Origin of the sequence: Chloracidobacterium sp. (assembly GCA_025057975.1) — a bacterium.
Classification (GTDB): domain Bacteria; phylum Acidobacteriota; class Blastocatellia; order Chloracidobacteriales; family Chloracidobacteriaceae; genus Chloracidobacterium.
In genome coordinates this window covers 25,233-36,823 of the sequence record JANWUV010000020.1, presented here as the reverse complement: position 1 = coordinate 36,823, position 11,591 = coordinate 25,233, and the positions used below count along the sequence as shown (strand labels likewise).

Annotated in this window: 10 protein-coding genes; 8 read left to right on the top strand and 2 right to left on the bottom strand. The window is 62.0% G+C overall.

All coding sequences use genetic code 11. The features are described from left to right. Positions 1–306: 306 nt before the first annotated feature. The 8 genes from NZ585_14335 to NZ585_14300 all read left to right on the top strand — a co-directional run bounded on the left by NZ585_14335 (position 307) and on the right by NZ585_14300 (position 5,715). Positions 307–975: a hypothetical protein gene (locus NZ585_14335; protein MCS7081212.1), complete on the top strand. Its 669-nt coding sequence runs from the start codon at positions 307–309 to the stop codon at positions 973–975. Further along, the gene (locus tag NZ585_14330; GenBank protein MCS7081211.1) at positions 968–2,563 is read left to right on the top strand and encodes an SPFH domain-containing protein; all 1,596 of its coding nucleotides are present in this window, start codon (positions 968–970) and stop codon (positions 2,561–2,563) included. Before NZ585_14335 ends, NZ585_14330 begins: the two co-directional genes overlap by 8 nt. After that, entirely contained in the window at positions 2,560–3,261 is a 702-nt protein-coding gene (locus NZ585_14325) for a hypothetical protein (protein MCS7081210.1), read from the top strand. Before NZ585_14330 ends, NZ585_14325 begins: the two co-directional genes overlap by 4 nt. Further along, positions 3,252–3,830, top strand: a complete 579-nt coding sequence (locus NZ585_14320) for a phosphatidylglycerophosphatase A (GenBank protein ID MCS7081209.1) — start codon at positions 3,252–3,254, stop codon at positions 3,828–3,830. Before NZ585_14325 ends, NZ585_14320 begins: the two co-directional genes overlap by 10 nt. Positions 3,831–3,881: 51 nt before the next feature. After that, positions 3,882–4,607 (top strand): ion transporter, encoded by a 726-nt coding sequence (locus tag NZ585_14315; protein ID MCS7081208.1) that lies wholly within the window; start codon positions 3,882–3,884, stop codon positions 4,605–4,607. Positions 4,608–4,707: 100 nt separating this feature from the next. Continuing rightward, complete coding sequence (locus NZ585_14310) at positions 4,708–5,007, top strand: Ig-like domain-containing protein (protein MCS7081207.1); 300 nt, start codon at positions 4,708–4,710, stop codon at positions 5,005–5,007. Then, positions 5,004–5,402, top strand: coding sequence for a hypothetical protein (locus tag NZ585_14305; GenBank protein MCS7081206.1), 399 nt, complete (start codon positions 5,004–5,006; stop codon positions 5,400–5,402). Before NZ585_14310 ends, NZ585_14305 begins: the two co-directional genes overlap by 4 nt. Before the next feature lie 22 nt (positions 5,403–5,424). Next, positions 5,425–5,715 (top strand): nucleotidyltransferase family protein, encoded by a 291-nt coding sequence (locus NZ585_14300; protein MCS7081205.1) that lies wholly within the window; start codon positions 5,425–5,427, stop codon positions 5,713–5,715. Positions 5,716–5,847: 132 nt separating this feature from the next. On the opposite strand, the gene NZ585_14295 is transcribed toward NZ585_14300, so the two are convergent. Both NZ585_14295 and NZ585_14290 read right to left on the bottom strand, forming a co-directional pair. After that, the gene (locus NZ585_14295; protein MCS7081204.1) at positions 5,848–8,403 is read right to left on the bottom strand and encodes a hypothetical protein; all 2,556 of its coding nucleotides are present in this window, start codon (positions 8,401–8,403) and stop codon (positions 5,848–5,850) included. Next, positions 8,403–11,555 carry an efflux RND transporter permease subunit gene (locus tag NZ585_14290; protein MCS7081203.1) on the bottom strand — a complete coding sequence of 1,051 codons (3,153 nt, stop codon included), beginning with the start codon at positions 11,553–11,555 and terminating at the stop codon, positions 8,403–8,405. Before NZ585_14290 ends, NZ585_14295 begins: the two co-directional genes overlap by 1 nt. Between the last annotated feature and the right edge of the window lie 36 nt (positions 11,556–11,591).

Here is an 11,591-nt window from a genome sequence, read left to right as displayed (position 1 = left end):
GGCTGGAGCAGTTGGAGGCTTATCTGGCGGGGCTAGGGGAGCAGGCGGTGGGGTGGCTGGTGATTTTTGACCAGCGGAAGGGGCAGGCGTCGGTGGCGGAGCGGACGCGGGCGTACGTGGCGGTGACGCCCGGCGGGCGCAGTGTGACGGTGGTCCGTGCTTAGGCACCTCCTGTATCCCCGCGAAAACCAATCAACCTGTGCTTGACCAAGGCGGATGGCGTCACTAATGTTCTTTTCCGCACTTTTAGCCGTTATTGTTTGTCTTCCCTCCCGGTGAAAGCCCCGTTGCGGTTCGGAACGTCCTATGGTGGAGTGGTTGGTGGCAGGTTCGGCTCTGGAATGGCTATGCTGGGGAATTGCTTTGTTTTCAACGGCTCTGCTGGTCGCCAAGCTGCTCCTAGGGGCGCTCCTCGACGGCCTTGACGGCCACCTTGACGGAAGCTTTGACCTGTTCGGTCACGGTGATTCGTTGCCCGGCGGCGGCCTCAACGCGATGCTGGCCGGATTGATGGTCATGGGGTGGAGCGGTGTTCTGTGCTTCCAGATGACGCGCCTGTCGCCAACGATGGTGCTGGGAACGGCGGTAAGCGCCGGTCTGATCACCTTTGCGACGACCGTCTGGATGCTCCGCCAGGCCCGCCGCATTGAATCCGATGGGACGCTCCGCGTCGCCAACGCCATCGGCAACTTTGGAACGGTATACCTGACGATACCGGCGTATGGACAAGGGAGTGGACAGGTGCAAATTGAAGTCCAAGGGCGGCTGGCGACCTTGGAAGCCGTCACGGATGGACCGGCGATTCCAACCGGTTCACGAGTGTTCGTTCACAGTGTCAGCAACGGCGTTTTGATGGTTGTGCCGGAGTCACTGCTCAGCGCATACCCGTCTTCCGAGCCTACTTCCCAACCTGTTGAAGCCGCAGCCGGTCGGCAGGCTTTAGCGCCATCACACGAGGAACTTCCCCATGGGTGAAATCAGTCTTGCGCTGGTGGCCACCGTCGGCTTGTCCGCTTTGGCGGTGTTGATTGTCATCGGCGTCATCATCAATCAGTACAAACGCTGCCCGTCGAACCGCATTCTTGTCATTTACGGCAAGGTCGGCGGCGGCCGCAGCGCCAAGTGCATCCACGGCGGCGGCGCGTTTGTGATTCCGGTGATTCAGGATTACCAGTTCCTGAGCCTCCAACCGATGCCGATTGAGATCAACCTCACGGGGGCGCTCTCGAAACAAAACATCCGCGTCAATGTACCCAGCACCTTTACCGTTGCCATCTCAACCGACCCGGCGATTATGAACAACGCCGCTGAACGATTGCTGGGGCTTGATGAACGCCAAATCAAGGAACAGGCGCAGGAAATCATCCTCGGTCAATTGCGACTGGTCATTGCGACGTTGACCATTGAGGAAATCAACCGCGACCGCGAAGTGTTTCTTCAGCAGGTCAATAAAAATGTCGCCGCCGAGCTCCACAAGCTCGGTTTAGAGTTGCTCAACGTCAACGTCCGTGACATCACGGACGCCTCCGGCTACATCGAAGCCATCGGTAAGAAGTCGGCCGCCGAGGCTATTAATAAGGCGCGCGTTGAGGTCGCTGAGCAGGAACGGTTCGGCGCGGTGGGCGAGGCGAAGGCCGTTCGCGAACGCACCGTACAGGTTGCCCTTGAAGCAACTGAAACGGAGAAGGGAAAAAAGGAAGCCGAGCGGACAATGCGCATGGTGACGGCCCAGTTGGAAGCTGAAGCGGCGATCGCCGAAGCTCAGGCCAACCGTAAGAAAACCATTGACATCGCCGCCGAACGCGCCGAAGCCGAAGTAGGTGTCAAGCGCGCCGAAGCCCAACAGCGCATTTCCATCGCCGAGCTGGAGGCTGAAACGGCGGCGAAAGAAAACATGGCGCGGGCGGCTGTTATTGAATCGAACGCGATGTTGGCCGAACGGCAGGCCGCCGCCCAGCAACGCGCCGAAGTCGCCAAAGCCAACGCCGAACGTGAAATCCTTATCGCGCAACGGCAGCGCGAAAAAGCCCTTCTTGAGAAAGAGGAACTCGTCCGCCAAGAAATTGAGAAACTCAAGCGACAGGTGGAAGCCGACGCTGAAGCCGAACGCATCCGACGTGTAGCGCAAGGCGAAGCCGACGCCATCCTTCTCAAGTACAAGGCTGACGCCGACGGCATGAAGCAACTCCTGCTGGCGAAAGCTGAGGGCTATCACAACATCATCCGCGCCTGCGGCAACGACCCCGACACCGCCGCCAAGCTGATTCTGCTTGAGAAGCTGGAAACTATTGTCGAAAAACAGGTCGAAGCCATCGCCAACCTCAAGATCGACAAAATTACGGTCTGGGATTCGGGCGGCAACGGCGACGGCTCATCCACGGCGCACTTCATCCGCAACTTTGTCTCATCGTTGCCGCCCCTTCAGGAAATCGCCCGGCAGGCCGGTGTTGAATTGCCAGCTTACTTAGGTTCATTGGTTGATTCGGGCGCGAACGGTAAGACGGAGAAAACGCCGTCACGGACAGGGACGGCCGCACCCAAGCCGACGCCGAAAGAGGGATGACGGCCGCCGAAATTTTGGCGCAGTTGGACGATTGCGCCGACCGATTGGTTTTTCCGATGCTTGATGCGCCCGGCTTCCGGTTGGCGGCGGCGCGGCTTCACGCCTACCGTGATCCCGACCGCTGGGCGATGGTCATTGAAACACTGGGTTGTCACGTGTGGGACGCAGGACACGCGGCTATTGACAACTGTCTGCATGTTTTTGGGAACTGTCTGAGTCGCCCACCGGGCGTCACACCGGATGACTATCTTTACCCGACGGCGGACAGCGACGAGGGGCAGACCTTTGATGATCGCGGCCGAGTGCGGCGTGAAGCGCGTACTATCCGCCTGCGCGGCCGTGTCATTCAACTTCCAGATCAGTCACCGGTGTGCAATCTGGACGGAAGCCCCATCGCATATGGCCGACGGTGGCGCAGCGATGAGTTACTCCGTTGGTTGACCGAGGCGTACCGTGACGATCTGTTGGCGACGGAAGATGAATTGCGGGCGCGCATCCCACCGGACATTCCGAAGTTGCTGACGCTGGACGCTTGGCGGCATCCCGATCTTGGAAGTGGTGAAACGCCCAGCCAATCAGAAACCTTTCGCCAGATCGCCGAGGTTCTGGCGTCCGGCGACCCGGCGCGCTACCGGCCGACGCAGCCGCCGAATACGCCCCGGCGCCGCCGTCCGGTTGGAGGCGCGTCGTGCGACTGACCAAAACTGTGGCGTCCAACCCTCCCCGGACGCCGCCGCGCACCGTCGGAGATTACTTGGCGCTGGTGTGGGCGACGGGCTTTTTTGCGGGTTATGCGCCTATCGCGCCCGGGACGGCCGGCTCAGCAGTTGTGGCGGCGCTCTACTATGCGGCCGGGAAGTTCGGTCTTTTTGAGCCTTTTGCGCTGGATGCCGTTTGGGGATTATTACTGGCGGCGATGCTGGTTAGTTACACCGGCGTCTGGGCGGCCGACCGCGCCGTGAATTTTTTCGGTGCCAAGGACCCGAATGAAGTCGTCATAGATGAGTTCGCCGGGCAGCTCATCGCGTATCTTTTTCTTCCGCTAGTTCCTAAACTGGCCGCCCTCAAGGGTGGGTTTGAGCTTTGGGTTATCGCCGGCTTCGTGACTTTTCGTGTCTTCGACGTACTCAAACCCTATCCGGCGCAACAGTGCGAAGCCCTGCGCGGCGGTTTGGGGGTGATGGCCGACGACATTGTAGCCGGCGTCCAGTCCGGCGTCACCCTACTGACGCTAGCAAAACTGGTCGAGTATGTTGTCCTTACCTAAAGCCTCAGCCGTGTTTGCAAGCTGGGCGTAGCAAGTTCCTGCTGGAAAAGCATGCCTCTCGTTACCCGTGACCACGATGGACAAATCAGCTTTGGAAAGGGTGAACTATTCATCCAGGCTATCATTTTTCTCTCGCTAGCCGACTTCACGCTAGAGACGCTTCCAAACCTAACGCCGAATCAACGCTTCTGGCTAGAGGCTTTTGAAATTTTTTCGGTGAGCGTTTTTACAGTGGAGTACCTTGTGCGCGTTTGCGGTGCACGTCCGATAATAAAATATCTTTTTAGCTTCTATGGAGTGGTGGATTTGCTGGCGATTCTGCCGTTCTATGTCGGGCTGACAATAGACCTACGTTCCGTCCGTTCGCTGCGCTTCTTGCGCCTGCTGCGCATCCTGAAGCTGGCCCGCTACAGCCGCGCCATGAGACGTTTTCACCGCGCTTTGCTTATCTCTAAGGAAGAGTTGTTGCTGTGCGCGGCGACGGCGCTCATCCTGATTTATCTGGCGGCGGTTGGCATCTACTACTTTGAACACGAAGCCCAACCGGAGGTTTTTACTTCGATGTTCGACGGTCTGTGGTGGGCGGTGGCAACGCTGACCACTGTGGGCTACGGCGATAGTTATCCGGTGACGGCGGGCGGGCGGTTCTTTACGTTCGTAGTGCTTGTTATTGGGCTGGGCATAGTGGCACTCCCCTCCGGCATTATTGCCTCAGCCCTCTCCAAAGCACGGCAGGAGGAAGAAACACAGGGAACCGAAGCTTCTCTTGATGGATGAGCCGCCGCCTGAATCGCTTCACAGGTCGGTGCCGGAGCAGGTCAAATCAACACCGGGCTTAGCAGTCGTGCAATAACGCGACGACCTCCCAGTCGGCGATGTGGGTGACACCGGGCCGTCCCTGCTGGACAAGAAGGGGCGGCTCTGTCCTTGCTTGCTATGCGGGCCGCCCTCTGCCGCCGAATGCACGCCAACGCCGGTGAACGGGCTGACGCCGACGTGGTCGTCGTCTGATCCGAGCGTGTTGCGGGTGACGGAACAGGGCTTTGCGGAGGCGGTCGGGGTCGGGACGGCGCTCGTGGCCGGACGGGTTGGGGATGTGACGACGACGGTGAGGCTCACGGTCGAGCGCGGGGGCACGCGGCGGAGGGGTACGGCGAAGGAGCGGCGTGCCGCATGAGGTCAATCCCCTACTTTTGGGTGTCGCGACAGTATGGGCCGACGGCGACGCGGCGGCAGTACACGGGTCACGAGCGGGATGCGGGCAGTGGTACGACCACCGGCTGTATCGGCAGCTGGACAGTCTGCCGGGGCGGTGGACGAGTCCCGACCCGTACTTGGGAAGCGCCGTCTGGCTTCAGCAAGCGTCTGAGCTGTGTGAGCGGTTCGTTGTTCACGGCGGAGCAGGTGGTGCAGCACTACCACGGGCGGGAGTGGATTCCGTGTGGGGACGCTTTTCCTGGCCGCCTTATTCGGGCGAAATGTCCCTCCCCGGAGAGAACCTTGCGGCGGGACCGGCACACAGTACCGAGCGGCACACCTGCTGCATGGCGTCGAGGGGCGGCGGCAATTTGATGAAACCACAGGGAGTCAGGTTATGAAGCTGGAAGAGATGCTTCGAAGTAAGCGGGAAGAGATTCTGCGTATTTGCGCAAAGCATAGCGCGTACAAAGTGTGTCTCTTCGGCTCTGTCGCCCGTGGACAAGCCGACGACGCAAGCGACATTGACCTTTTAGTGGAGTTTGAGCCGGGACGCAGCCTGTTTGATCACGGGGCGCTCTGGGTCGAGCTGAATGGCCTGCTAGGTTGCAAAGTGGACGTTGTCAGCGCGCGCGGCATCAAGCCGCGCCTACGCGAGCGCGTGCTGGCGGAAGCCGTGCCGTTATGAGAGACCCGACGGAACACTTGCGGGACATGCTTGAAGCCACCGAGCGTATTGAGTGTCAGACCACAGGCGGTAGAGAGGTCTTCGAGCGGGAAGAGCTGGTTCAGGTGTGGGTCGTCCGCATTCCCTATCACTCTAAAACGTCCATCGTCGGTAGAGGCGTGGAAGCGCTTCCGGTAAGTGAGACGCCGCCCGAAGGCGCGCATAGCGCCCCCGCCCAAACAGTACCTCCAACAACCCCTCCGACTGTCCCGCCTCCAAAATGATCCCCAGCGGCCGTACGCCAACCGCCTGCGCCTCCGCCAACGCCTGCGCCGTATCCGCCACGGCGTACGTCACATCCCCATAATCACCGTCCTGCGGCAGGCCGTCCGTCACCACCAACAACAAGCGTTGACGCGCCGATTCCGCCGCCAGTAAGCGCGTCGCATGCCGTACCGCTGCGCCAAGGCGCGTGTTCGCCGCCGGCGTCAGCGCCGCCAGCCGGCGCGACAGCCGCCCCGCCGACTCGCCAAACGCCTTCAACCGAAAACAATGCACCGCACCCCGTCCCCGACTGTTGAACGCATACACGGCGAACCGATCCCCAAGCTGTTCCAGCGCCGCCGCCAAGCACCGCGCGCTTTCAATTTCACCATCCAGTACCCGCCGCGCCGCGTCCGCCGCCAGGCCCGCATCCGCACACTCACCCTGGCGCGCGTCCGGGCGCTCATCCAGGCGCTCACCAGTGGAACGCGAAACATCGAGCAGCAACAAAGCCGCCACCGAACGAGTCACATGCCGCCGAACGGCGTACACCGCGTCCGACGCCCACGACCGCCGCCGGCGTTCAATCCGGCGCTCAATCAGGGCGTCCACAACCACTTCCTGCCCGTCCGTCGTCGGCCGCACCCAGTTCAACTCCGCCGGACGCCACCGTTCAAACGCCCGCCGCAAACGCGCCGCCGTGGCATCGTCGGCCATACCCAGCGCCGCCGCCGACTCATCCGCAACACTCAAATCCAACACCCGGCACCAGTCCGGCCGATAGTCGCCCAGACGAACGTCCCACTCCGGATACTGATGCGCTCCGACCACCACCCACCGCCCCAACGGCTCGCCGACCGTCGCCGACACATCCGGCGTCCGGGCGGCCGGCGTGTCCTGCTCCAAGTCGTCCGCAGCGTCGTCCGCCGCGGCAGCTTGGTCGCCCTCAATCGAAACATCAGTCGCAGCACGAGTCGGCGTCTGCGCTTCACCCGCCGCGCCGACCGACACCGCGCCGACCACCGGCGCAGACGGACGCTCCCGCAAGGGCGGCGCAGCGATCTCCGGCGACCAGCGCCGCTGCGTCGGCGGCGGCAACAGCCGGTAAATGTCCAGCGTCACCCGCAGCGAGTCGGCCACCGTCGCCCCCTCCGTCAAGCATGGTGCCAACGCCGCTGCCAGCGTTTCAGTCAAGGCGGCGTATTCGGCCTGAATGTCCGCCCCTACACGCCCAACCAGCGCCAGCCGGAACAACAGTTCAACCGCCGCCGCCGTCAACGACGCACCCGCCAACGACCGACGACTCGCCAACAACGGCTCCGCCAGCGCCGCTAGGTCGCGTTCGACGCCGCGATACCGGCTGCGCAGTCGCCGCACAATGCGCGCCATCTCAATCACGTCAAACAACGCCTCGGCGCTTTCCATGTCGGGAAATAACGCCAGAGCGTCGCCGACCGTAACGGACGCTGGACGCGGAGGCAATACACGCTCCGCCGCCCGGTCGCGGACGACGGCGAAATCTACGTGCGACAGCCCGCCCGCGCCTGCGCCCAAATCACTAAAAAACGCCCGCGTCGCCTCGTACGCGGCAATCAGCGGCGGCGTGTCCGGCGTGTGCGTGTCGAACAACAGCCGTCCCGCACCCTGCGCCGCCAACAGTTTGTAGAGCAGAAAGTTCCGGTCACGCTCCGCAAAGACGGCGACGCGGCGCGGCAGGATGAGCGTCGGCGCATCGCCAGTTGGTGTCACACGCCCGCCGACATCGCCGCCAACGGCATCCGAAGTCGGCGTTGCAAGGCGAAACGCGCGTCCAGTCAGGGCGCGCAAGTAATGCTGAAGCGTCGGCGCGACTTCGCTCAGCGGCAGCCCCGGCAGGCATGACTCCAAAATGTTCCGCGCCTGAGCCGTCTCCAGTCGCACGTACGGCCCCAGCTTCACTGCGTCACTTCCGCATAGGGCGCGTCCGGCCGCCAACCACGCCGCAAAGGCTTCAACCGTCAGTTCCGGGTGCTGCGCCGCTACGCGCAACGCCGCCGCGCCCAACAATGGTTGCTCGGCGTAGAGCGACGCCGCCGCACCTAACAACGCTGTACTCCGCTCGTCGCCGGCCAGCGCCTCCGCCGCCCGACAGGTTTCTTGAATGATGTCCGCCAGCCGCGCCGTGTGCCGCGTCGCGCTCGCCACCGTCAACAACCGGCAGACTTCAGCAAAGACCTCTTCGCCCAGCCGACCGACCAACGCCGATGCGCGAGCGGCAAAATCCTCGGCCGCGCGCGGCGACAACCGTTCCAGCGCCGCGCCGACCGCGCCAAGCGCCGTCGCCGCTGTCGCCGGAAGCGGCGCCGCCGACACCGAAGCCGCCGTCAGAGCCGGAACAAACCCTGCCTCCGGCGGGCGCTCCGGCGCATGCGGGCGAAACAGGCGCGTCCAAGTCCTGAGCAACATTACGGCGTTTGCTCGCGGGCAGCCGCCGAAACATCCACCGGCGCTTCCTCGGCCGGCGCAGGCCGCCACAGGGTACGAACGGCGTCGAAACGCGCCCGCCACCACGAACTGTCCGTCAGCGTGTCAAAAAGTTGATAAAACACCGGAATCGCCACCAGCGTCAGCAGGAGACACAGGCTCTGTCCCCCAATGATAATGATGGCGACCGACCGCAGCGCCGCCGAGCCGGGCGTCTGCGCCACCGCCATCGGAATCAGCCCCGCGACCAACGCCAGCGTCGTCATCAGAATTGGCCGCAGCCGGTCGCGGCACCCCGCGACAATCGCGGCATAGCGTTCCTGCCCGCCGGCGCGCAAAACGTTGATGTGGTCAATCTGGAGAATCGAGTTCTTCTTGACGACGCCGAACAGCATCAAAATCCCCAACGCCGAAAAAATGTTGAGCGTCTGCCCAAAGGGCAGCAGCGACAGCAGCGCAAACGGCACCGCCATCGGCAAGCTCAACAAAATCGTCACCGGATGCAAAAAGCTTTCAAACTGCGCCGCCAAAATCATGTACATAAAAACAAACGACAGCACGAACGCCATCAGAAAGTTGGCCGCCGCCTTGCCCAACTCCTTGCTCTGACCCAACTTGGCGGCGCGGTATTCCGGCCCGAGATTGAGCGCCTTGGCTTTTTCATCAAGCGCCTGCAAGACGCGGTCGAGCGAGTAGCCTTCCTGCAAGTTGGCTGAAATCGTCACCTGCCGCTGCCGGTTGTAACGGTCAATCTGCGCCGGTCCTGTTCCGCTGGTCAGCGTCACAAGGTTCGCAAGAGGGACGTTGCCAAGCTTCGTTGACGGTACATATGACCGCAGCAGCGTATCGGGACCTGTCCGGTCTGCGCCGCGCAGCCGAAACCGGACATCGTAGCGGTCGTCGCCCTCGCGGTATGCGCCGACAATCTCGCCGGCGACCAGCGTCCGCAACGCCGACGCAACGGTTCCCACGTTGACGCCCAGGTTGGCGGCTTTTTCACGGTCAATCGCGGCGCGGATTTCCGGCTTGCCGACTTCCAGGGTCGTGTCCACATCCACCACGCCGGGTACGGTCTTGAGAAAATCCACCAGCCGCTGCGAGGCGTCGGTCAGTTTGGCGATGTCGGGTCCGCGTACGACGTACTGTACGGGCGCCGCCGAGTTCCCGCCGCCGGAAATCGCCTGCACGTACTGCACCGAGATGCGTTTGTCCCGCTGATCGGCGAGCTTGTCGCGGACCATTTGCATCAACTCCGCCTGCGTCAGCTTGCGCTCTGTGAGCGGCGTAAGTTGCACAAAGATGTTGCCCCGATTGACGCGGCGCTGTTCGTCCCCGCCCAGCGTCGTCAGGCAGTGCGTCACATGCGGCGTTGTTTTGACGATGGCTTCCAGCGCCGTCATTTGTTTTTCAGCCTCCGCCAACGTCACACCCTCCGGCAGTTTGACCGCCACCTCGAACATCGCCACGTCGTCAAACGGAATAAAGTTTTTGCCGATCACAGAAGAGATCGGGACGACTGAAGCAACGGTCAAAATGGAAATACCGACAATGGCGAGCGGTCGCCGCAGCGACCATTCCAGCAACCAAACGTAGCCGCGCTCCAGCCGCCCATAAACGCCGCTTGTCCGTGACGAGCGATGGCCCGCGCCGACCTTCGCCGGGCGCAGAAACCGCGAACAGAGCATCGGCGTCAGCGTGAAGCTGACGAACATCGAGACCAAAATGGCAAAGGCGCAGGTAAAACCGAACGACGACATAAAGCGCCCAACGATGCCGCCCATGAACGCCACCGGCACGAAGATGACAACCAGCGAGAGCGTCGTCGCCAACACGGCGAAGCCGATGTCGGCCGTGGCTTCCTTCGCTGCCTCGAAGGCCGACATGCCCTTCTCTTCCATGAAGCGGTAGATGTTTTCGAGCACCACCACGGCGTCGTCAATGACGATCCCGACGCTCAACACCAACGCCAGCATCGTCATGCGGTTGAGCGTGAAGCCCATGGCGTACATCAGCCCGTAGGTCGCCACCACCGACGCCGGAATGGCGACGGCGGCAATGACCGTCGAACGCCAACTGCGCAAAAACAGCAGCATGACGAGCGCCGCCATGATCCCACCTAGGATCAGGTGCTCCTGAACGGAATCGAAAGCGTCCTGAATGAAAATGGATTGATCCTTGAGGTACTGCACACGGCAATCCGGCGGCAACTGCGCGGCCAACTCCGCCACGCGCTCCTTGACCAGCCGGACGACTTCGAGTGTGTTGGTTCCCGACTGCTTGCGGATTTCCAGAATCACGGCCGGTTGTCCGTCCAGCCGGGCGAGCGAACGCGGCTCCTCTACACCGTCCTCGACATAGCCGATGTCCTTGACGTAAATCGGTAAACCGTTGGCCGTCCCGACAATAATGTTGGCGAAGTCTTCCACGCGGGTGATGCGCCCCAGCGTCCGCAAAGACAGCTCGCGCCGACCGTCGTCAAGACGGCCGCCGGGGATTTCGACGTTTTGGGCGCGCAGCGCCTGCTTGATGGCGTCCACGCTGAGGTTGTAGGCGGCGATTTTGGCCGCGTCGAGCACAATCTGAATCTCACGCTTCCGATCGCCAATGAAGGACACGCGCCCAACGCCGTTGAGCGATTCCAGGTTTCGCTTAATGACTTTATCGGCAATTTCGGTGATTTCCCGCGCCGACCGATTCCCCGACAGCGCCAGTGACAGCACCGGCTGGGTGTCAGGGTCAAGCTTTTCAATGATAGGCGCCCTAGCGTCCGAAGGTAGTTCGCCCAGAATGCGGTTGACCTTGTCGCGCACATCTTGCGCGGCCTCGTCTATGTCGCGCTCCAGCACGAAGACGACAAACACCTGCGAGACACCTTCGGCCGATACCGACCGGATTTCATCCACGCCGCTGATAGTGTTGACGGCTTCCTCGATGCGTTTCGTCACCTGTGACTCGACCTCTTCCGGCGAAGCGCCGTCGAGCCGCGTCGTGATTGTGACGGTCGGCAAGTCAATTTTCGGAAACAGGTCAACGCCCAGCTTGAAGTAGGAAAACGCCCCAACGACGATAAACGCCATGACGAGCATCGTGGCGAAGACCGGGCGCTTGATGCAGAGTTCGGCGAGTTTTTGCATAACTTCCTGAAGGGACGGCTGTAACCGCCGTCGGCG